At 58.4% G+C, this 18,546-nt stretch carries 24 protein-coding genes; 10 read left to right on the forward strand and 14 right to left on the reverse strand.

The genetic code is table 11. From position 1 onward, the window contains the following. Nucleotides 1-5 precede the first annotated feature (5 nt). The gene (gene ubiG, locus CLM58_RS02155) at nucleotides 6-749 is read left to right on the forward strand and encodes a bifunctional 2-polyprenyl-6-hydroxyphenol methylase/3-demethylubiquinol 3-O-methyltransferase UbiG (protein ID WP_095594259.1); all 744 of its coding nucleotides are present in this window, start codon (nucleotides 6-8) and stop codon (nucleotides 747-749) included. On the opposite strand, the gene CLM58_RS02160 is transcribed toward ubiG, so the two are convergent. The 4 genes from CLM58_RS02160 to CLM58_RS02175 are packed head-to-tail and all read right to left on the reverse strand — an operon-like array spanning nucleotide 750 to nucleotide 3,029. After that, a complete protein-coding gene (locus CLM58_RS02160) occupies nucleotides 750-1,208 on the reverse strand; it encodes a MarR family winged helix-turn-helix transcriptional regulator (RefSeq protein ID WP_095594260.1) in 459 nt (152 codons plus the stop codon). Continuing rightward, the gene (locus CLM58_RS02165; RefSeq protein WP_095594261.1) at nucleotides 1,205-2,038 is read right to left on the reverse strand and encodes a carbon-nitrogen hydrolase family protein; all 834 of its coding nucleotides are present in this window, start codon (nucleotides 2,036-2,038) and stop codon (nucleotides 1,205-1,207) included. The genes CLM58_RS02160 and CLM58_RS02165 overlap by 4 nt, the downstream gene beginning before the upstream one ends. Beyond that, on the reverse strand, nucleotides 2,038-2,295 hold the full coding sequence (grxC, locus tag CLM58_RS02170; protein WP_095594262.1) for a glutaredoxin 3: 258 nt from the start codon (nucleotides 2,293-2,295) through the stop codon (nucleotides 2,038-2,040). The genes CLM58_RS02165 and grxC overlap by 1 nt, the downstream gene beginning before the upstream one ends. Before the next feature lie 32 nt (nucleotides 2,296-2,327). After that, nucleotides 2,328-3,029, reverse strand: coding sequence for a ComF family protein (locus tag CLM58_RS02175; RefSeq protein WP_229666177.1), 702 nt, complete (start codon nucleotides 3,027-3,029; stop codon nucleotides 2,328-2,330). 46 nt (nucleotides 3,030-3,075) lie between these two features. On the opposite strand from CLM58_RS02175, the gene CLM58_RS02180 reads away from it, so the two are divergent. Both CLM58_RS02180 and hemH read left to right on the forward strand, forming a co-directional pair. Further along, nucleotides 3,076-3,888, forward strand: a complete 813-nt coding sequence (locus tag CLM58_RS02180) for a methyltransferase domain-containing protein (RefSeq protein ID WP_095594264.1) — start codon at nucleotides 3,076-3,078, stop codon at nucleotides 3,886-3,888. Between the two features lie 73 nt (nucleotides 3,889-3,961). Then, nucleotides 3,962-5,008, forward strand: coding sequence for a ferrochelatase (gene hemH / locus CLM58_RS02185; protein WP_095594265.1), 1,047 nt, complete (start codon nucleotides 3,962-3,964; stop codon nucleotides 5,006-5,008). Between the two features lie 60 nt (nucleotides 5,009-5,068). On the opposite strand, the gene CLM58_RS02190 is transcribed toward hemH, so the two are convergent. Continuing rightward, nucleotides 5,069-5,674, reverse strand: a complete 606-nt coding sequence (locus CLM58_RS02190) for a L,D-transpeptidase (RefSeq protein ID WP_095594266.1) — start codon at nucleotides 5,672-5,674, stop codon at nucleotides 5,069-5,071. A 163-nt stretch (nucleotides 5,675-5,837) separates the two neighbouring features. Between CLM58_RS02190 and dalA the strand changes: the two genes are divergently transcribed. Next, complete coding sequence (dalA, locus tag CLM58_RS02195; RefSeq protein WP_095594267.1) at nucleotides 5,838-6,374, forward strand: divisome-associated lipoprotein DalA; 537 nt, start codon at nucleotides 5,838-5,840, stop codon at nucleotides 6,372-6,374. A 15-nt stretch (nucleotides 6,375-6,389) separates the two neighbouring features. Here dalA and CLM58_RS02200 read toward each other — a convergent pair whose 3' ends face one another. Together CLM58_RS02200 and CLM58_RS02205 are read right to left on the reverse strand one after the other, a co-directional pair. Beyond that, a complete protein-coding gene (locus tag CLM58_RS02200) occupies nucleotides 6,390-6,920 on the reverse strand; it encodes a L,D-transpeptidase family protein (protein ID WP_188720502.1) in 531 nt (176 codons plus the stop codon). A 127-nt stretch (nucleotides 6,921-7,047) separates the two neighbouring features. Beyond that, nucleotides 7,048-7,959, reverse strand: coding sequence for a hypothetical protein (locus CLM58_RS02205; RefSeq protein ID WP_143226500.1), 912 nt, complete (start codon nucleotides 7,957-7,959; stop codon nucleotides 7,048-7,050). 102 nt (nucleotides 7,960-8,061) lie between these two features. Here CLM58_RS02205 and hslV point away from each other — a divergent pair, with 102 nt between their 5' ends. Together hslV and CLM58_RS02215 are read left to right on the forward strand one after the other, a co-directional pair. Further along, complete coding sequence (gene hslV / locus CLM58_RS02210; RefSeq protein WP_095594269.1) at nucleotides 8,062-8,619, forward strand: ATP-dependent protease subunit HslV; 558 nt, start codon at nucleotides 8,062-8,064, stop codon at nucleotides 8,617-8,619. Next, nucleotides 8,619-9,683 (forward strand): hypothetical protein, encoded by a 1,065-nt coding sequence (locus CLM58_RS02215; protein ID WP_095594270.1) that lies wholly within the window; start codon nucleotides 8,619-8,621, stop codon nucleotides 9,681-9,683. Before hslV ends, CLM58_RS02215 begins: the two co-directional genes overlap by 1 nt. Before the next feature lie 3 nt (nucleotides 9,684-9,686). Here CLM58_RS02215 and CLM58_RS02220 read toward each other — a convergent pair whose 3' ends face one another. Beyond that, nucleotides 9,687-10,361: a 5'-methylthioadenosine/S-adenosylhomocysteine nucleosidase gene (locus CLM58_RS02220; protein ID WP_095594271.1), complete on the reverse strand. Its 675-nt coding sequence runs from the start codon at nucleotides 10,359-10,361 to the stop codon at nucleotides 9,687-9,689. 129 nt (nucleotides 10,362-10,490) lie between these two features. Here CLM58_RS02220 and hslU point away from each other — a divergent pair, with 129 nt between their 5' ends. Both hslU and CLM58_RS02230 read left to right on the forward strand, forming a co-directional pair. After that, a complete protein-coding gene (gene hslU, locus CLM58_RS02225; protein ID WP_095594272.1) occupies nucleotides 10,491-11,804 on the forward strand; it encodes an ATP-dependent protease ATPase subunit HslU in 1,314 nt (437 codons plus the stop codon). A gap of 52 nt (nucleotides 11,805-11,856) precedes the next feature. Next, a complete protein-coding gene (locus CLM58_RS02230) occupies nucleotides 11,857-12,942 on the forward strand; it encodes an alpha/beta hydrolase (RefSeq protein ID WP_095594273.1) in 1,086 nt (361 codons plus the stop codon). On the opposite strand, the gene CLM58_RS02235 is transcribed toward CLM58_RS02230, so the two are convergent. Together CLM58_RS02235 and CLM58_RS02240 are read right to left on the reverse strand one after the other, a co-directional pair. Further along, the gene (locus CLM58_RS02235) at nucleotides 12,939-13,535 is read right to left on the reverse strand and encodes a Smr/MutS family protein (protein ID WP_095594274.1); all 597 of its coding nucleotides are present in this window, start codon (nucleotides 13,533-13,535) and stop codon (nucleotides 12,939-12,941) included. The genes CLM58_RS02230 and CLM58_RS02235 overlap by 4 nt on opposite strands. A gap of 12 nt (nucleotides 13,536-13,547) precedes the next feature. Beyond that, nucleotides 13,548-14,195, reverse strand: a complete 648-nt coding sequence (locus CLM58_RS02240; protein WP_095594275.1) for a Tim44/TimA family putative adaptor protein — start codon at nucleotides 14,193-14,195, stop codon at nucleotides 13,548-13,550. 113 nt (nucleotides 14,196-14,308) lie between these two features. Between CLM58_RS02240 and CLM58_RS02245 the strand changes: the two genes are divergently transcribed. After that, nucleotides 14,309-14,794 carry an FxsA family protein gene (locus CLM58_RS02245; protein ID WP_095594276.1) on the forward strand — a complete coding sequence of 162 codons (486 nt, stop codon included), beginning with the start codon at nucleotides 14,309-14,311 and terminating at the stop codon, nucleotides 14,792-14,794. Between the two features lie 56 nt (nucleotides 14,795-14,850). Next, a complete protein-coding gene (secB, locus tag CLM58_RS02250; protein WP_095594277.1) occupies nucleotides 14,851-15,351 on the forward strand; it encodes a protein-export chaperone SecB in 501 nt (166 codons plus the stop codon). A 64-nt stretch (nucleotides 15,352-15,415) separates the two neighbouring features. Here the strand turns inward: secB and dnaQ are convergent, their stop codons facing one another. Genes dnaQ through CLM58_RS02270 form a run of 4 tightly spaced genes read right to left on the reverse strand, consistent with a single transcriptional unit; the run spans nucleotide 15,416 to nucleotide 18,177 of the window. Then, nucleotides 15,416-16,156: a DNA polymerase III subunit epsilon gene (gene dnaQ / locus CLM58_RS02255; protein ID WP_095594278.1), complete on the reverse strand. Its 741-nt coding sequence runs from the start codon at nucleotides 16,154-16,156 to the stop codon at nucleotides 15,416-15,418. Beyond that, on the reverse strand, nucleotides 16,149-16,751 hold the full coding sequence (gene coaE, locus CLM58_RS02260) for a dephospho-CoA kinase (RefSeq protein WP_095594279.1): 603 nt from the start codon (nucleotides 16,749-16,751) through the stop codon (nucleotides 16,149-16,151). Before coaE ends, dnaQ begins: the two co-directional genes overlap by 8 nt. Then, nucleotides 16,748-17,581, reverse strand: a complete 834-nt coding sequence (locus CLM58_RS02265) for a shikimate dehydrogenase (RefSeq protein ID WP_095594280.1) — start codon at nucleotides 17,579-17,581, stop codon at nucleotides 16,748-16,750. Before CLM58_RS02265 ends, coaE begins: the two co-directional genes overlap by 4 nt. Continuing rightward, nucleotides 17,578-18,177, reverse strand: a complete 600-nt coding sequence (locus CLM58_RS02270; RefSeq protein ID WP_095594281.1) for a Maf family protein — start codon at nucleotides 18,175-18,177, stop codon at nucleotides 17,578-17,580. Before CLM58_RS02270 ends, CLM58_RS02265 begins: the two co-directional genes overlap by 4 nt. Between the last annotated feature and the right edge of the window lie 369 nt (nucleotides 18,178-18,546).

Consider the following 18,546-nt stretch of genomic DNA (forward strand, 5'->3'; position numbering starts at 1 on the left):
GGAAAATGCCAGTCATGAACACCGTTGATGAAGCCGAGGTCGCAAAGTTTCAGGCGATGGCTGCCGAGTGGTGGGACCCGAATGGCAAGTTCAAGCCTTTGCACATGCTAAATCCTTGCCGGTTGGACTATATCACTCAGCAAATCGCGGCCGAGTTTGATCGGGATCTGACGCAGCCGAATCCTTTTGAGGGCCTTCGTTTGCTGGATATCGGTTGCGGTGGCGGGTTGCTGTCGGAACCCATGGCCCGCCTTGGTGCGACAGTTGTCGGGGCGGATGCGGCCGAGCGCAACATTCCGGTCGCGCAGGTGCACGCTGAACAATCGGGGCTGCAGATCGACTATCGCCACACCACCGCCGAAGCATTGGCCGAAGCCGGTGAGCAGTTCGACGTCGTGCTGAACATGGAAGTGGTCGAACATGTGGCCGACCCGCAGGCCTTCATGACCTGTAGCCAACAGTTGATGAAACCGGGCGGGTTGCTGATCTGTTCAACCATCAACCGCAACCCCAAAAGCTTTGCAATGGCGATTGTCGGTGCGGAATACATCATGCGCTGGCTGCCCAAGGGTACCCATGAATGGCACAAATTCATCACACCGGACGAGCTGTTTGGTCTGATTGAGAAAGCCGGGCTTGATCCGGTGGATCGCAAAGGGTTCGTCTTCAACCCAATCGCCTGGACATGGTCGATCTCGGATCGTGATCTCAGCGTGAACTACGTTACCGCCAGCGTTAAGCCCGCCTGATCAGGTTTTCGAAGGCGCGCCTTCTTCTGCAAGCTTTCGGCGCAGGGCCCGCAATATCGGCAGGGCGCTGCGCACTTCATCGACCCCGAGGTCATCCAGCATTTCCTGAATAATGGGAAGCACGGCGTCGATTGCGACGTCGCGCGCGCGCACGCCCGAGGGGCTGATATGCACCTGCTTGCGACGCGCATCGTCCCAGTCGGGGCGGATGTGGATATATCCCGCCAGTTCCAGCTTGGACAAGGTATTGGTCATCGCGCCGCGCGTCACGTGGAAGGCCTGCGCCAATTGGGCGGGGGACCGCTCTTCCTGAATATGCGCCAGATGGTTCAGAACCGAGAAATGGCTAAGTTCCATTCCCTTGGGCAAAGCGCGGGACAGCACGTTACGGGCCAGCTGATCCGCCATGAACAGCTCGCCGAACAGGGTTACGGCTAGGGCCTCGGTTGTTTCGTTCAAGTTTCCGTCCTGTATGTCCGGTCGTGGTCTAACGAGGGGACCCGTGCCCGAGCTTTTTCCACTTCTGCAAGGTCGATATCAAGGAAAACCGTGTCCGGACAGGCATTTGCTTGTGAAATTACCTCTCCCCACGGGGAAATCGCCATCGTATGGCCATGCGTTTGCCGGGGCTTGCCGCGGCTGATTGCATGGTTTCCGCATTGGCCGGGCGCAAGAACATAGCATGTATTCTCGATCGCACGGGCGCGAAGCAGGGGTTCCCAGTGGGCAGCGCCGGTAACCGGAGAGAACGCCGCGGGAACCGTCAGAACCTGCGCCCCGGCCTTGGCCAGACCGCGAAACAGGTGTGGGAAGCGGATGTCATAACAGATCGCCATCCCGATCTTGGCAAAGGGCGTGTCGACGACGACCGCGCGGGCCCCGGGGCGATAAGCGGCGGATTCCTTGTAGGTCTCGGTTTCGGTCACCTGTACGTCGAACATGTGGATCTTGTCGTACCAAGCGGCGATCTCGCCCGTCGGAGAGATCAGGAAGCACCGATTGGCGAACCGCCCGTCCGGGTCGCCGGTCTTCAACCCCAGCGAGCCGATCATCAGCCAGATACCCGCCTTCGCGGCCGTATCCCGCAGGCCGGCCAGTGTCGGATCTTCATCCTGTGTCCGAAGAACCTCGTTCTGGCGGGTCCGACTGGTCGAGATGCAGTTGGTGACCTCGGGCGTCAGGACAAAACCCGCGCCGTCTTGGACAGCCTGCAATACATGGTCCTGCGTCCACGCAAGATTGTCTGCGGGGTCGTCGCTTGAACTTAGTTGCAGAAGGGCTGTGCGCATCAGGCGGCCAGAATGGGATCCAGCTTGCCGGCCCGATCAAGGGCGCTCAGGTCGTCGAAGCCGCCGATATGCTGCCCGTCGATGAAAACCTGCGGAACGGTGGACCGGCCATTGGCGCGTTGGATCATGGTCGGACGCTGGTCCGGGTCGACCAGAATGTCGACTTCCGAAAACTTGACGCCCTTGGACGTCAGCAGGCGTTTGGCCATGTGGCAGAAACCACAGGTCGATTTAGTGTAGATTTCGACCGTCTTCATTGGCGATCTCCTTCGATGCGTTCGTGCAGTACTTAATCGTCCTTTGCGACTCTTGCCAGTGTTAGAACGCAAACCCGCGTTGCGCCCGCAACAAGACAGGCTTCTGTCGCAGCGGCGAGCGTCGCGCCCGATGTCATGACATCGTCGACCAGCAGCACGGACCGGTCCTTTAGTTGGGTCGATCTGCGCGGATGTGGGCGAATTTTCTGGGACAAGGTTTCGAACCGTTGCTCGACGCTCATCCCATCCAAAGGTCGGGTCCGTTGGGGCCGGATCAGGGCATCTGGCAGATAGGTCAGGCCCGTCTGATCGGCCACCGCGCGGGCCAGTAAAGCCGCCTGATTGTAGCGACGTTTGAAAAACCGCCACCGGTTCAGCGGGATGGGAACCACCACCGTGTCCGGAAGCAGGATCGGGGAGGCCACTTGTGACATCCAGCGCGACAGTGGGCGGACCAGATCCGTTCGGTCCCCGTGTTTCAACGCCAGCACCAGTTTCCGCCCTGTGTCCCGATAGATCAGCGCCGCGCGGCCCTGCACCCATGGTCGCGCGATCTTAAGGCAGTCATCGCACAACACCCGCTCGTCCGCTTCGGCCGTGCCGGGCAATGGCACGCCGCAGGCATCGCAAACCAGTCCAGAGATAAACCACGTGTCGCGCCGACACCCACCGCACAGCGCGAAATCCTCTTCGACCAAGGCCCGGCACAAGATGCACTGTGGTGGGTAAAGCATGCGGGTTAGTCTTTGCATTCCGGCCAGAACCCTCTACATCGCGGGCATGACCCAAAGCCCGCCCCAGTTGACCGACCGCGCCGCCCTGACCCGGTTTCGCCGCCGCCTGACCGAAGAGGGGCAATTCCTGATCGAGGTCACCGCGGACGAGATCAAGGAAAGGCTGGAACTGGTTAACAGGACCTTTACGTCCCCGGCCGTAGTGTCTGGTCAGCCAAAGATCTGGGCCAAGCATTTCCCCGAAATGACCCATGTCACCGATGATGAGGTTCTTGATCTGCAACCCGGCGCACATGATCTGGTGATCCACGCGCTGTCGCTGCACTGGGCGAACGATCCTGTGGGCCAGATGGTGCAGTGCCGCCATGCTCTGAAACCCGACGGGTTCTTTCTGACCGCGATGTTCGGGGGCCAGACCCTGCAAGAGCTGCGGATCGCGCTGGCCGAGGCGGAAACCTCTATCACTGGCGGCCTGTCCCCCCGGGTCCTGCCGATGGCCGAAATCCGCGACCTAGGCGGCCTGCTTCAGCGGGCCGGATACGCCCTGCCTGTGGCCGACAGCACGCCGCGCACGGTCAGCTATCGCGATGCGCTGCACCTGATGCACGATCTGCGCGCGATGGGGGAAGGCAATGCACTGACCTCGCGCCGCAAGGCCACGCCGCCCAAGGCCTTGTTTCCACAAGCCGCAGCAATCTATGCGCAGAACTTTGGCGAAGACGGCCGCATCCCAGCGACATTTGAAACCATCTTTCTGACCGGATGGTCGCCAGACGCCAGCCAACAAAAACCCTTGCGCCCGGGGTCCGCCGAAAGCCGGTTGGCCGATGCGCTTGGGACACGTGAAACCAAGCTGTGACGTTGCAGCATTTGACGTAGCCGTAAATGCGGTTACTTCTGTTGCCAACGAGACTGCCAACAGGACGCCATCCATGACCGCCACCCGGCCCGCGCACGCCCCTTCCGACCACCCGAAACTGCCCAAAGCCAAGATTGGTGTGTTGATCGCCAACCTTGGTACGCCGGACGGGACCGACTATTGGTCGATGCGCCGCTATTTGAACGAGTTCCTCTCGGACAAGCGCGTCATCGATTATCCCTCGTGGAAATGGCAGCCGCTGTTGCAGCTGATCATCTTGACCAAACGGCCCTTCAGCTCTGGTGAGGCCTATGAATCCATCTGGGATCACGAGCGTAACGAAAGCCCGCTTTTGACCATCACCCGCAACCAGACCGAAGCCATCGCCGCCCAATTGGCGGACACGTTCGGGGATCAGGTCATGGTCGATTTCTGTATGCGCTACGGCAATCCCTCGACCATGTCCAAGGTCGAAGAAATGGTGAAGGCCGGCTGCGACAAAATCCTGTTCTTCCCGCTTTATCCGCATTACGCGGGCGCAACCTCTGCCACTGCCAACGATCAGTTCTTCCGTGCGCTGATGAAGGAAACCTGGCAACCGGCGGCCCGGACCGTGGCCCCCTATTTCGAACACCCCGACTATATCGACGCGCTGGCCCAATCGGTTGAACGCGCCTATGCCGCGGCCGAGGAAGAGCCCGACATTCTGGTCGTGTCCTACCACGGCATGCCGAAGCGCTATCTGATGCAGGGCGATCCGTATCACTGCCAATGCCAGAAAACGACGCGCCTGTTGAAAGAGCGTCTGGGCTGGGACGACAGTAAGATCATGACGACGTTCCAGTCGGTCTTCGGCCCCGAAGAATGGCTAAAGCCTTACACTGTCGACCATGTGGCCGATCTGGCCAAGCAGGGCAAAAAGAAGATCGCTGTGATCGCGCCGGCATTCTCTGCCGATTGCATCGAGACGCTGGAAGAGATCAACGAAGAGATCAAGGAAAGCTTCGAAGAGGCCGGCGGAGAGGACTTTACCTATATTCCCTGCCTCAACGATGAACCCGCGCATATCGATGTGCTGTGCAAGGTGATTGCCGACAACCTTCAAGGCTGGACCTCGTAAGACCAAAAGAAAAGGCGGTGCAACAGCACCGCCTTTCTTATCTCTCAGGTCGTAGAACCGTCAGATCAGCAGAACCTGCGTTCCTACCTTCGACAGACCAAACAGTTCAGAAATATGTTCGTTGAACAGACCGATGCAGCCGTTCGACGAGCGTCGACCGATCTTGCGCGTGTCATGGGTGCCGTGAATCCGGTAATAGGTCCACGACAGGTGCATCGCGTGGGTGCCAAGCGGATTGTCCGGGCCGGGGCCCACGTAGTCCGGCCAGTCCGGATTACGCTTTTTCATCGACGGGGTCGGACGCCAGTCAGGGCCTTCGACCTTGCGCGTGATCTTGGTGCGGCCGCGGCGGGTCAGATCGTCGGTCATCGGAACCGAGGTCGGGTACAGGCGGTAATCCGATCCATCAGCCGACCAATAGTGCAAAGCGCGCGAGTTGATATCGACCAGGATCGCGCCGTTGTTCAGGTTCGAGAAATACGGGCGCCAGTCCAGGGCGCGGAAACTTGCAATATTACCGCGCGTGGTTTGCGTGACTTCCGGTTCAATCTCGGCGCCAAAGACTTCGGCGGCGTTGGATTGCGCAAGGGCAGGTGCCGCCAGAGCGGAAGCAGAGGCAACCAGAAAACCTCGGCGAGAAAGTTTTGACTTGGGCAGGTGGGGCATAGACCACTTCCTTCAAATACAAAGTTCGTCAGAAACATATGTCTCGTTTGCCTCATTCGCAATTCAAACTCGCGTCATTTGGCCGATTCTCGCTTGAACCGTTTGAAAGGGACAACAATCCCGAGTAGGAGTTGGCGATATTCGGTTTTTTAAGGTGGCCCTCATGCGTCTGTCTTCGTTACTTCTGATTGCCTCGATGGCCTTGTCGGCCTGCTCTACTGGCATTCCGGTACAAGTTGGCCCAGACGGGAAACCATTGCCCAAAGTTTATCGGCTGAATGACCGCCAGCAGGGCACGGTTCAGTTCCGCATGTTGGATTCGGTGAACTCGCTGCGTCAGGCGCGCGGGGTCGCACCGCTGGCATTGAATGCTGAACTAAATGCCGCCGCCGCCACCCATGCCCGCGACATGTCTGTTCAAAACCGCCCGTGGCTGTTTGGCTCGGACGGGTCGTCGCCAATCGACCGCGTTGTACGGTCAGGCTATCAAGGCAGCTTTGTCGGTCAGAACATCCGTGAAACCTATGAAACCGAGCTGGTAACACTGGCGGCATGGATGGAAGACGAAGGCGCACGCACCGTTCTTCTGGACCCGCGAGCGCAAGACATGGGCTTTGCATTCTTCCAAGAAAAGAACGGGAAAATCTGGTGGAGCCTCGTCACCGGCAGACGCGCTACAGCATTCGCACCCGGCTCTTAACGAGCCGGATCAGGTCTATGCGTAGATGTCGATGACCGTTCCGTTCCCAACCATATTGTAGATCTCGCGCATTTCGTGGTTCTGGACCGCGATACACCCTGCGGTCCAGTCGCGTCGCGTCGGCACACCGTATTTCCGGGGTGCCTGACCGTGAATGAAGATGTCGCCGCCCGGGCTTCGGCCCAGTGCTGCTGCTTCGGCGCGGTCGCGCGAGTTTGGATATGAAATCCCGATCGACAGGTAGAATTCGCTTTGCGGATTGCGACGGTCGATAATGTACCGGCCCTCGGGTGTTTTGCCGTCACCGACAACCTTCTTGTCCCCTTTCGGAGAAAACCCCAGCCCGATACGGTAAGTCTTGAGAACTTCGTCGCCGCTCATCAGATACAAACGGCGCTTGCCTTTCATGACAACAATACGTGTCACCCGCGGCCCAGTATAGGCCCGCGTGCTAAGGCGTGCGTTCGTGCCTTGGCCCGTTGTGCTTTGGCATCCCGAAAGTGCCAAGGCAGCACCGCCCACTATCAGGGAACGTCTGTGAATCATTCTACTGCCCGTCTCGTCTATTGCCCGCTTTATCTGACTTCGTTTCTTATGTTGAAACATTTTGCAGAAAATGAGGCGAAAGACAGTCTACCTGCCTACAATTATGCCTAACCTTAGGTCATTTTCGCTAAACTTTCCAGCCGCAGCGCTGGACAGCCGCCAAAATCCGCTCTTCTGCGTCCTTTCTGCCCGCGTTAATCGACATTTTCTGCAAATACCAGAAAAGAAACGCGTCAAACGCTGGTTCCGCTTCTGCTGCGTGACGGAAGGCCTCTGCCACGCCCAGCTGCGGAACGTTCGAGGCGATGTGATGAAAGTCGATCTGGGAAAACAGGACCGCCTTCTTCTTCAGGAAGTAGCCATTGAAGGCCACGGCAGAGTTCTCGCACACCACCATGTCGCAACCGGGCAGGTATTTCTCCATGCCGCCGGTATCCAGTGTCAGACGACTGTGTTTCTTGGCCAACCCGGTGATCGTGGACAGCTCTTCGGCAGAGTAATCCTCGTTCGGGTGCAGCGTCACGACGATCGGGCGCGGGTCATAGGCCAGCGTCGCCTCGATCATCTCGACCGGGCTCAGCGTCTGGAAAATCCGCCGTGTGGTCAACGCGCCTTGCAGCGGGATGTAGATATACCCGTCCGTGGTGGGGGCTGGCAGGTCGGGAAAAACCCGTTCGCGCGTCCGTTCCACAAAATCCTGCGCTGTTTCGGGGTCGACATTCGCGGGGTCAAACTCTGACCGTGCCACGTGCCATTCCCAGCGCTCCACCGTCTGATCAATCTGCCAGAAGGGCGCGATATAGGCTTTACGGAAGGTCAGGGCATTCTCGTGCCCCGGCATGTCCACTTGATACAGAGAATAGCCCCGCCGGTCGCCAGAGGACTCTCGTTCTTCTGCCGTATTCGGGCGAAATTCGACCCGATAGCCGATCCCCGCAAAGGCCCGCACAATCCGGTTACAGAAATTCTGCTTCCCGGCCCTGGCCGCGGCGAGCAGCGGATCGCCAAGATAAACTCGAAGAACTTTTGCCTGTTTCATACCGTCTTTGCTATCGCTGCGCGGGAAAAGGCTCAAGCGAAACGGGTTGTAGTAAGGGGCCCGGCTCTCCATATTCGGCGAAAGATTAGGCAGGAGGCCGAAATGGCAGACGATCAGTTCCCCGGTTGGCATGGCACCACGATCATTGGCGTGAAACGCGGTGGCGAAGTGGTGATCGCTGGTGATGGGCAGGTAAGCCTTGGTCAGACCGTGATCAAAGGCTCGGCCCGCAAGGTGCGGCGACTTTCGCCCGGGGGGCATGATGTGGTCTGCGGGTTTGCCGGTTCGACGGCGGATGCCTTCACCCTGCTGGAGCGGCTAGAGGCCAAACTGGAAGCCACCCCCGGCCAATTGCAACGCGCCGCGGTCGAGCTGGCCAAGGACTGGCGCACCGACAAGTATCTGCAAAAGCTGGAAGCGATGCTGATCGTCACCGATGGTGCCGAGATATATGTGATCACCGGTGCTGGCGACGTTCTGGCGCCGGAACACGATGTGGCGGCGATTGGCTCTGGCGGGAACTTCGCGTTGGCCGCCGCGCGCGGATTGCTTGAAACCGATCTGTCAGCGGAAGAGGTCGCCCGCAAGGCGATGGCGATTGCCGCGGACATTTGCGTTTATACCAACGGCAACCTGACCGTTGAGAAAATCAGCGCCTGATGACGATCTCTACTGACGACCTGCGCGCCGCTGTTCAGGCTGGCACTATCACGGAAGCTCAGGCCGTCAGTATCATTACTTTGTCCGAAGCCCGGCAGGGTTTTCGAGAAAACATCGAAGGGCTGGATGAACCGTTTGAGCTGTTCAAAGGGTTCAACGAGATCTTCATCGTCCTTGGCCTATCGATCCTGTTTGCCGGTTTCGTAGGCGTCACAGGGTTGTTGAGCGTCGTTGTGGGCGAGGCCTCTTTCCTACCGTCTATCATCGGGATCGCCGGGGTCTGGGTTGCGGCGCGGTATTTTATCGGCGTGCGCCGCATGATCGGCCCGGCCAGCGCCTTGGCGGCCATGTTCGCCTGTTTCTCTATCGCCTTGGGCCTATCAGTCGCATCATTGTTCGATGCCTCGAACGAGGCTGTCGCGGCGATTGTTGGCGCATCGACAACGGGTTTGTTGCTTCTTTTCTGGCGTGTTTTCCACGTGCCCTTTGTTCTGGCCCTAGTCGCATTGTCGGCGTGGATGACGTCTTTTGCGGCGACATCGCAGAACGGGTTCAGTTTACTGCGGTTTCAGGATCTGTTCGATCTGACCTCAAGTGGCCCCTATCCATTGGTCACCTTGGTTCTGGGACTGGTCGCCCTGTTCTTTGCCATGCGCTTTGACATGTCTGATCCCCACCGCGTGACACGAAGATCTGTGGACGGTTTCTGGCTGCATGTCATTGCGGCCCCTGCGATTGTGAACACGGTTGCCCTGACGATTTCCACCTCTGGAACCATGGTTGGGCAGATCGGCGTATTGGTCTTTGTGATCCTGATCGGGGCCTTTGCCATCATCATCGACCGGCGGTCGTTCCTGATCTCGGGTGTTGGTTATGCGGTGGCCATTGCGGTCACGGCGCTTGACGGCAAAGCGTTCTATTTCATGCTTCTGCTAGGCGTGTTCCTTGTGACGCTTGGCGCACAGTGGGAAGCGCTGCGGAACTGGATGATGAAGCGTCTGCCCGACTTTCCCGGTAAGGACCGCCTGCCGCCTTGGCAGCAGCCTGTAGATCACACCAACTGACGATCAGCCAATCTGGATGGGCGTACGAAGCGCCTTGTAGCCCGGCCAATCCAACGGACGTTCTGAAAGAGCGGCCCCGAATTGGTCAACGATCGCGGCAAGCTTTTCGTCGATGATATGCAGATACTCGGTCCAGTCCGTCACATCCGACAGCTCAGCGTCACCATCTGACACGCCGCGCAAAGCCAAAAGTGGCACATCGAACTGATGGCACACGCGAAGGATGGCGAAGGTCTCCATGTCGACCATATCGGTTGGGATGTCCTTATAGGCCTCTCCCGAAACGATATTCGCGCCGGTCGACAGGGTCGCCGCGGGCACGCCTGCGATCATTACCGGCAATGACAACACCGCGGGAAGGTCCAGAAACGGCGTTGTCCCTTTTTCGAACCCAAGGGCAGAGGCATCCATATCGCGATAGGACACTTCGGACACCTGATAGATGTCGGTCTTTCGCAGATGCGCCGACCCGGCAGAACCGATCGAGACCACCAGATCGGGTTTTGTGCCCAAGGCCTCTAGCCGCGCTAGGGCGCGCGTTGCCGATACCGCACCCTCGACCGGGCCCACCCCGGTGATCAGCGGGGTGAACCGTGCTTGCAGATGGGGGCCGTATTCAAGCTCTGCCGCCATGATGAACAGAACCTTGGTATCGCCAAATCGGGAAAGCTGGGCCATGAGTTACCTCTTTATCTTGGCCCGAAACCTGCAAATTTCGGCGCTTTTTGGCAAGACCAACTGCTGGACCCGCTTGCGTTCAGTGACAAAGCGCTTACCTAGGAGCGAAACCAAGGAAAGGGTAACCTCGTGACCAACCTGACCCCGCGTGAGATCGTCTCGGAACTGGATCGCTTCATCATCGGCCAAAACGACGCCAAGCGCGCCGTGGCTGTGGCCCTGCGCAACCGCTGGCGGCGCAAGCAGTTGGGTGATGACCTGCGCGACGAGGTCTACCCGAAGAACATCCTGATGATCGGGCCGACCGGTGTCGGTAAAACCGAGATCAGCCGCCGACTAGCCAAGCTGGCGCGCGCGCCGTTCATCAAGGTTGAGGCCACGAAATTCACCGAGGTCGGCTATGTCGGTCGCGACGTGGAACAGATGATCCGCGATCTGGTCGATTCTGCGATCATCGAAACCCGCGAATGGATGCGCGAAGACGTGAAGGCCAAGGCCTATAAGGCGGCCGAGGATCGTGTGATCGAAGCCATTGCTGGCGTCGACGCCCGTGAACAGACGCGCGAAATGTTCCGCGGCAAGCTGAAACGGGGCGAGCTGGACGATACCGTGATTGAGCTGGAGGTCGCCGACAGCTCGAACCCGATGTCGATGTTCGAAATCCCGGGTCAGCCTGGCGGCGGCCAGATGGGCGGCATGATGAACATTGGCGACATGTTCGGCAAAGCCTTCGGCGGCCGAACCGTGAAGAAGAAGATGACCGTCGCGCAAAGCTACGACATTTTGATTGGTGAAGAGGCCGACAAGCTTCTGGACGAAGAAACCGTCAACAAGACCGCGTTGGAAGCGGTTCAGGAAAACGGCATCGTCTTCCTGGATGAGATCGACAAAGTCTGTGCGCGGTCAGATGCGCGTGGCGCCGATGTCAGCCGCGAAGGCGTGCAGCGCGATCTGCTGCCGCTGATCGAAGGCACCACCGTCAGCACCAAATACGGCGCAGTGAAGACCGACCATATCCTGTTCATCGCCTCGGGGGCATTCCACATCGCCAAGCCCTCGGACCTGCTGCCCGAACTTCAGGGCCGTTTGCCAATCCGCGTGACCCTGCGCGACCTGACCGAAGATGATTTTGTCCGCATCCTGACAGAGACCGACAACGCCCTGACCCGACAGTACACCGCACTGATGGCAACCGAAGAGGTCACCGTGACCTTCACCCCGGAAGGCATCGCGGCGCTTGCGAAGATCGCGGCAGAGGTCAACCGGACGATCGAGAACATCGGTGCGCGCCGTCTGTACACCGTTCTGGAACGCGTCTTTGAAGAACTGTCATTCTCGGCCCCGGACCGCGGCGGAGAGGCGATCGAGGTCAACGAGGCTTTCGTCGAAAAACACCTTGGTGAGCTGACGAAATCCACGGATATGAGCCGTTACGTCTTGTGATTTCCGGATTCTTGGGCCTAGGGTTCGCTAAGGTATTTTAGCAGGCGATCCCATGGTCCGTCCGTTTGTTTGTTTCTTCTTTTTGACCCTCGTCGCGGCCTGTGGGCCGCGGCCAGACCTGACTGTGTTGCCCGAAGCCAATGATATCGGTGACAACGTGGATGTCTACTTCAGCACCACCCGCGTTCAGAAAAGCGCTCAAAAGTTCTCCCGAGAACGTACATCAGAGCCCGCTTATGGTCGCATTGTCGTTTCCGTCCCGCCAGAGCACGAACAGGGTAAGGTCGAGACCCGCGCCCGAAACCCCAACCCGGCCCAAGACTTTGTCGCGACCGAATTGGTGCACTATGACCCCGCCGCCTTTCGTCGGTCGATCCGAACTGCCCTTCAAAGACGCCCCGCCCGAGAGCGAGAGGTCATTGTTTTCGTCCACGGGTTCAACACGACATTCGGCGAAAGCGTCTATCGCGCCGCCCAGTTGGCGCATGACTTCAGGGTTCCCGGAGTGAACGTCTTCTATTCGTGGCCGTCGGCGGCGCATGTCTTTGGCTACACCCATGACCGAGACAGTATCCTGTTTGCCCGGGACGGGCTGGAAGAACTTCTGATCGAACTCAACAAGACCGGGGCGACGCGGGTGAACATCGTCGCGCACTCTATGGGCTCTGCCCTGACGATGGAGGCTCTGCGCCAGATCGCAATCCGGTCACCGGGGCAGGTCGACGCCTTGGTAGATGGTGTGATCCTGATCTCTCCGGATCTGGATGTGGATCTTTTCCGGCAGCAGGCCAGCCGTATCGGCCGCTTGCCACAGCCCTTCTTTGTCTTCACTTCGCGTAAGGACCGGGCTTTGGCGGTTTCGTCCCGCCTGAACGGGGCGACGAACCGTCTGGGGAACCTGAAAGACGTCTCTCAGGTGGCGGATTTGGATATCACCGTCCTGAACGTCTCAAATTTTGGCGAAGGGGTTGGGCATTTCACCATCGGCTCGTCGCCAGCCCTGATCAACCTGCTAAGCGGCTTCGAGGAATTGGAGAATGCGTTCAGAACCGACGCATCTGGCCGCAACGGATTGCTTCCCGCTACTGTATTAACCGTGCGCAATGCGACCGAGGTCATTCTGGGCGCGCCGAACTAACGGTCCCGACGCAAATAGACGTAATAGGCACCAGTACCCCCGTGGCGCTGGTGTGCTGGCGTGATCTGCAGCACGCAGCCCAACAGCGGCGGTTGATGCAGCCATTGCGGCACCTGATGACGCAGCACACCGTTTTTCACCGGGATCGGGCCCGGCTCGTCCCGGTGCTTGCCCTTGCCGGTGATAACCAGAACCAACCGTTTGCCCTCGGACTGGGCGTTCAGGATGAAACGGATCAGCGCGGGGTGGGCTTGCGCCAAGGTCTTGCCGTGCAAGTCGATCCGCCCTTCGGGCTGTAGCTTGCCGCGGGTCATCTTGCCGTGGGTCTTGCGATCCATGTGAACCGGCTGCCCCCGCAGATGGTCGGCGGGGTCAGAGGCAAGGCTGTTTGGGGGTTTATGCGTGGGTGCCCGCGCGCCGACATCGAAGTGCTCGATCGGCAAGCGCGGGTTGGTCACTTTTGGCGGCTTAGGAACGGAAAACGCGACTTCCGTTTTTTTCGGACGGGCCGGGTGCAGCGGTTTGGTAGTCGCTGCGACCCGCGACCAAAGCTCTTTGTCTTCGTCGCTAAGTTTCTTCCGCCGTCGTGTCATTGCCCAAAGCGATCACTCGCCCGTGGCAACCAGCGTCCAGTTCGGGTTCCCCGAGCCGGCAACACGCGCGAATGTCCAGACGTCGCGCTGACGCTTGATGGTGTTGGGATCGCCTTCGACGATATTGCCCTCGGCATCGCGCACGGCCGAGGTCATCTCGCCCACGAATTTCACCGTGATCTCGGCTTCTTTGGTGTTGCGGTCGAACGAAGCCTCTTTCAGCGTCAACTCGCGCACGCCCACAAAGTTGGCCTCGACCTTGAGGCCCTGATCTTCACGTGCACCAATCACGTCGACGAAAGCGTCGTGAATGTCCTGAGAGATAAAGCCCTCTACCTCGGACAGATCGCCGTTTTCAAAGGCCATCAGGATCATCTCATAGGCACCGCGCGCACCGCCCAGGAATTCGGTCACGCTGAACCCCGGCTCTGCCATCTTCAACGCGGCAAGCGCCTTGGCGGATTCAGTACCGTCATCGACATGATCGGTGATATCCGTGTCCGGCCCACCTTCGATCACTTCGAACCCTCTGCGGTCAGGCGCCTGACGCGGAACGGGTGGCTTTTCAAATCCCTCACGCGTTCCCAATACGGACCGCAGGCGCAGGATCAGGAACAATGCGATCCCGGCAAGGACAAGAAGCTGTAAAAGTCCGTTCATTAGAACCTCGTAACGGCAGGGGGGTTGGTATCTTGGCTTATGTCGCACATATGTATGCGAGGGGGCAGGTCAAGTCCACCATCACCGCCCCGTAATAAAAGAGGATCAATTCTATGTGGCTTCTAGCCCTTTTCGTCGGCGTTCCCCTGATCGAGATCGCTTTGTTCATCCAGGTTGGCGGGGCGATCGGCCTGTGGTCGACCCTTGGGATTGTGGTTCTGACTGCGATACTCGGCACCTATCTGATGCGCGCGCAGGGCTCGGCAGCGATGGCCGACATTCGGAACTCTTTCAACCAGATGAACGATCCGACAGAGCCGCTGGCCCATGGGGCGATGATCCTGTTTTCCGGCGCTTTGCTGCTGACACCCGGTTTCTTCACCGATGCGGTTGGCTTTGCTTTGTTGGTTCCGGCGTTTCGAAGCGCTGCCTTCCGCTGGCTTCGTAAACGGGTGAAGGTTCAGTCCTTCAGCGCGCATCAAACCACGCAGGGGTTTCACCGCCCGGCCTCGGACGATGTGGTGAATGGCGACTACGTCGATATCACCGATCAGGCCCCCAAAGACAGTGATGCACCGTCGCGCTGGACTCAGCATTGAGGGTCCCTCGCCAGTCTGGTAAGCATCTTCCGAAAATATTTTGACAGGAGCCTCTGATGGCTGAAGAGAACCAAGCTGGCGAAGCCGCCGCGCAACCCACCGCCCCGCAAATGAAAGTCCTGGGTCAGTTTATCCGGGACATGTCTTTTGAAAACTTCCTGGTCCAGAAGGGTGTCACCGGCGACGTGAACCCCGACGTTAAGGTACAGGTCGCGCTGGATGCGAAAAAGCGCCCAGCCGAGAACCAATACGAAGTGTTCACCAAATTCACCGTGACCTCGAACAACAAGGGTGACGACACCCCGCTGTTCCTGCTGGAGCTGGACTATGGCGGAATTTTCTACGTTGCCAACATCCCCGAAGAGCAGCTGCACCCCTATCTGCTGATCGAATGCCCGCGGATGCTGTTCCCGTTTGCGCGCCGTATCGTCAGCGATGTGACCCGTGACGGCGGCTTCCCGCCGCTGAACATGGACTCGGTCGATTTTGTTGCGCTGTACCGCCAGGAAATCGCCCGCCGTGCCCAACAGCAGGCCGAAGGCGAACAGGTTAACTAAGCCTTTTCAATTAAACGAAAAACCCCGGGCTGGTCCCGGGGTTTTTTGTTTTGAGCAGCCTGTCTTAGGCCTGTCGCATCTTCTTCCAAAGCGCATCATCGCCAAGCTTTTCTACAAAGGCGTCATGGGCCGAGGTTTCTGCCTCGGTGATCCGAGATGGCAGGGGGTTTGGTCGCGCTGTGGGGCGCCATTCGTCAACCGCAGGACCACTGGAACTGCTGGCCTGAATGCTTGCACCCAGCACCAGCCCCGGCTGACGACCACCGATCAGTTCCAGATAGACCTCGGCCAGAATTTCAGAGTCGAGCAACGCGCCGTGCAGTGTCCGGTTCGAGTTATCGATCCCGAACCGGCGGCACAAAGCATCCAGCGACGCCGGAGACCCCGGGAATTTCTTCCGCGCGATCATCAGCGTATCGATCGCCTGATCAAACGGCATCTGGGGCAGGTTCATCCAGCCCAGCTCTGCGTTCAAGAACTTCATGTCGAAGCTGGCGTTGTGGATCACCAGTTTAGAGTCTCCGACGAAATCAGCGAAGGCCTGTCCAACCTCGTGAAACACGGGCTTGTCCAGCAGCGTGACCTCTCCGGGTTTCGCGTCGCGCGGGGGCGACAGGATATCCGGGCCGATCCCATGCACGCCAAAGGCCTCGTCCGGCATGTCGCGCTTGGGGTTGATATACTGGTGATAGGTTTTTCCGGTGGGCAGGTGGTTCCACAGCTCGATCGCCCCGATCTCGACGATCCGGTCGCCGGATTCCGGGTCAAACCCCGTGGTTTCGGTATCGAGAACGATCTCACGCATTGGCCTGCCTGTTCGAAATGTCGGTCAGCACATCCTGCACGGCGGCACGGGCGGCTTCAAGGCTGGTGGTTTCGATGATGTAGTCCGCTTTCTTGCGCTTTTCCGCGTCTGGCACTTGTTTCGACAGGATCAGTTCAAACTGCTCTTCACTCATCGTGCCGCGTTCTAGGACGCGGGCGCGTTGTACATCGGCTGGGGCGGTAACCACGACAATGGCATCCATCAGCGATGATCCACCTGTTTCAAAAAGCAGGGGGATATCCAGCAATACCACCTTAGCCCCCTGATTTTCATTGATAAAATCAGCGCGATCCTTGGCAACAAGGGGGTGAACCACGGCTTCTATCTTGGCCAGCGCGCCCGGTTCAGCACCAATCCAATCTTTCAGCGCTACGCGATCAACGGCGCCATCCACGATTGCGTCGGGATGCAGCGCTTGAATGGCTGAAACCGCTGCCCCGTCCTTGGAATACAGCCGATGAACCGCGGCATCTGCGTCCCAGACGGGCACGCCCGCCTCGGCAAACATCTTCGCCGTAGTGGACTTTCCCATCCCGATAGATCCGGTCAGTCCCAGAAGGAACGGTTTGCTCATTCTCCAAGAACCAAGAGGCGGGTGGTTTCATCCACCTCGGGTTTTTGACCGAACCAGCGTTCGAACCCGGGGGTCGCTTGGTAAAGAAGCATGCCCAATCCATCTACGACGGTGTTTCCACGCGCTTGCGCCTCTGTCAGCAGGGGAGTCATCAACGGTGAATAAACGATGTCATTGACCAGCGCGCTTGTTGGCAGGTTTTCTAGCGAGATCTTCAGCTCTGCCTTGCCGGTCATTCCCAACGATGTGGTATTCACCAGGGTCGCGACGCCTTCCAGCATCGCGCCGGTCTGAACCCAGTCATAGACCTCTACCCGAGAGCCAAAGTCCTGACGTAGTGCCTCTGCCCGTGCCTTGGTACGGTTGGCCAGCCGAATTTCCGGGGCACCCGCATCCAAAAGGGCCGAGATCACCGCTCGACTTGCGCCGCCTGCACCTAAAACAGCCGCTGGCCCCGAAGATGGATCCCAATCGCCTCCGTTTTGGCGAAGGTTTTCCAGAAACCCGTATCCGTCTGTGTTGTCTGCAATGATCTTGCCGTCAGCGCCGAAAGTCAGAGTATTCGCGGCCCCGATCAGGGCTGCGCGATCGGTGACAGTATCGGCCAGCGACAAGGCGGCTTCTTTATGGGGAATAGTGACATTTACCCCTACGAACCCTTGGCGCGGCAACATGCGCAGCACTTCGGCCAGATCAGACTGGCTGATATCCATCGGAATGTAGTAGCCCTCGATCCCGTATCGGGACAGCCAATAATTCTGCAACTTCGGCGACTTGGAATGGGCGATCGGGGATCCGATCACACCAGCCAAAGGTATTCGTTCGCTCATGCGGGCAAATCTCCACGCAGGGTCAGGTAATTCAAAAACGGCAGCAGCGGCAGGCCCAGCACTGTAAAATAGTCCCCCTCAATCTGAGAGAACAGGCGTACCCCTTCTTCCTCTAGTTTATAGCATCCTACCGCGTGTTGGATACTGTCCCAGTTCCGTTCAATGTAGGATTCCAGATAGCTGTCGGAAAAAGGTCGCATCGTAAGTCGCACTTGACCAACATGCCGCCACACGGGTTTGCCGTCTTCATAAAGAACGGCGGCCGACAACAGCTTGTGCCGCGCGCCCCGCATCCGTTTCAGCTGATCGCGCGCCTGATCAGGAGAAGAGGGCTTGGACAGCATCTCTCCTTTCAATTCCAGTATCTGGTCGCAGCCCAGCACCAACGCGCCGGGGTTCTTTTCGGCGATACGTCTGGCTTTGAACTCTGCCAACGCGTCCGCGATGTCATGTGGGGTTGCCCCTTCGGCCAACAGCGATTGCTTGATCGCTTCCTCATCAACGCGCGCGGGTTGAACCGCGAACTCGACCCCGGCGTTGCGCAGCAACTGCTGACGTATGTCAGAGCCCGAGGCGATGATAAGAGAGGCAGCCATTGAATAACCCTGTGGATGAATTGCTCTGAACCGTCAGGACAACGCCCGAGCTGTTTGGGGCAGATTTCCTGCTTCACCCGAATGCCAAAGTTTTGTCAACGTATCTCACATTGAATCTCACAGAGGAGAAAATTTTTTTGGGCCTTGGGATAACTTGTCTTTGACCAACTGGTTTATAAAGTTATCCACAGATACTGCAGAGAAATCAAAAACTAACTTTCTGTTTTGTATAGAAAAAATGCCAAGAGGGAAATTATAGCTGACTTGTAAACATATATATTCACATGCCGTTTCCGCTTGTGGATGACCTCGGGGTCAAGGCATTAATCCCAGATATCCACAGGCCCAACAAATACATCATCTTTCTCT

The organism is Actibacterium pelagium (assembly GCF_002285415.1).
Taxonomy (GTDB): Bacteria; Pseudomonadota; Alphaproteobacteria; order Rhodobacterales; family Rhodobacteraceae; genus Actibacterium_B; species Actibacterium_B pelagium.

What these genes read in the sequence shown, in the direction of transcription:
- CLM58_RS02265 (WP_095594280.1), bottom strand. Translation starts at nt 17,581, where the DNA reads ATGAGCGAACGAATACCTTTGGCTGGTGTGATCGGATCCCCGATCGCC.
- grxC (WP_095594262.1), bottom strand. Translation starts at nt 2,295, where the DNA reads ATGAAGACGGTCGAAATCTACACTAAATCGACCTGTGGTTTCTGCCAC.
- ubiG (WP_095594259.1), top strand. Translation starts at nt 6, where the DNA reads ATGCCAGTCATGAACACCGTTGATGAAGCCGAGGTCGCAAAGTTTCAG.
- hemH (WP_095594265.1), top strand. Translation starts at nt 3,962, where the DNA reads ATGACCGCCACCCGGCCCGCGCACGCCCCTTCCGACCACCCGAAACTG.
- CLM58_RS02175 (WP_229666177.1), bottom strand. Translation starts at nt 3,029, where the DNA reads ATGCTTTACCCACCACAGTGCATCTTGTGCCGGGCCTTGGTCGAAGAG.
- CLM58_RS02165 (WP_095594261.1), bottom strand. Translation starts at nt 2,038, where the DNA reads ATGCGCACAGCCCTTCTGCAACTAAGTTCAAGCGACGACCCCGCAGAC.
- CLM58_RS02220 (WP_095594271.1), bottom strand. Translation starts at nt 10,361, where the DNA reads ATGGCCCAGCTTTCCCGATTTGGCGATACCAAGGTTCTGTTCATCATG.
- CLM58_RS02180 (WP_095594264.1), top strand. Translation starts at nt 3,076, where the DNA reads ATGACCCAAAGCCCGCCCCAGTTGACCGACCGCGCCGCCCTGACCCGG.
- dalA (WP_095594267.1), top strand. Translation starts at nt 5,838, where the DNA reads ATGCGTCTGTCTTCGTTACTTCTGATTGCCTCGATGGCCTTGTCGGCC.
- coaE (WP_095594279.1), bottom strand. Translation starts at nt 16,751, where the DNA reads ATGAGCAAACCGTTCCTTCTGGGACTGACCGGATCTATCGGGATGGGA.
- CLM58_RS02190 (WP_095594266.1), bottom strand. Translation starts at nt 5,674, where the DNA reads ATGCCCCACCTGCCCAAGTCAAAACTTTCTCGCCGAGGTTTTCTGGTT.
- CLM58_RS02205 (WP_143226500.1), bottom strand. Translation starts at nt 7,959, where the DNA reads ATGAAACAGGCAAAAGTTCTTCGAGTTTATCTTGGCGATCCGCTGCTC.
- dnaQ (WP_095594278.1), bottom strand. Translation starts at nt 16,156, where the DNA reads ATGCGTGAGATCGTTCTCGATACCGAAACCACGGGGTTTGACCCGGAA.
- secB (WP_095594277.1), top strand. Translation starts at nt 14,851, where the DNA reads ATGGCTGAAGAGAACCAAGCTGGCGAAGCCGCCGCGCAACCCACCGCC.
- CLM58_RS02245 (WP_095594276.1), top strand. Translation starts at nt 14,309, where the DNA reads ATGTGGCTTCTAGCCCTTTTCGTCGGCGTTCCCCTGATCGAGATCGCT.
- CLM58_RS02270 (WP_095594281.1), bottom strand. Translation starts at nt 18,177, where the DNA reads ATGGCTGCCTCTCTTATCATCGCCTCGGGCTCTGACATACGTCAGCAG.
- hslV (WP_095594269.1), top strand. Translation starts at nt 8,062, where the DNA reads ATGGCAGACGATCAGTTCCCCGGTTGGCATGGCACCACGATCATTGGC.
- CLM58_RS02240 (WP_095594275.1), bottom strand. Translation starts at nt 14,195, where the DNA reads ATGAACGGACTTTTACAGCTTCTTGTCCTTGCCGGGATCGCATTGTTC.
- CLM58_RS02235 (WP_095594274.1), bottom strand. Translation starts at nt 13,535, where the DNA reads ATGACACGACGGCGGAAGAAACTTAGCGACGAAGACAAAGAGCTTTGG.
- CLM58_RS02200 (WP_188720502.1), bottom strand. Translation starts at nt 6,920, where the DNA reads ATGATTCACAGACGTTCCCTGATAGTGGGCGGTGCTGCCTTGGCACTT.
- CLM58_RS02215 (WP_095594270.1), top strand. Translation starts at nt 8,619, where the DNA reads ATGACGATCTCTACTGACGACCTGCGCGCCGCTGTTCAGGCTGGCACT.
- CLM58_RS02230 (WP_095594273.1), top strand. Translation starts at nt 11,857, where the DNA reads ATGGTCCGTCCGTTTGTTTGTTTCTTCTTTTTGACCCTCGTCGCGGCC.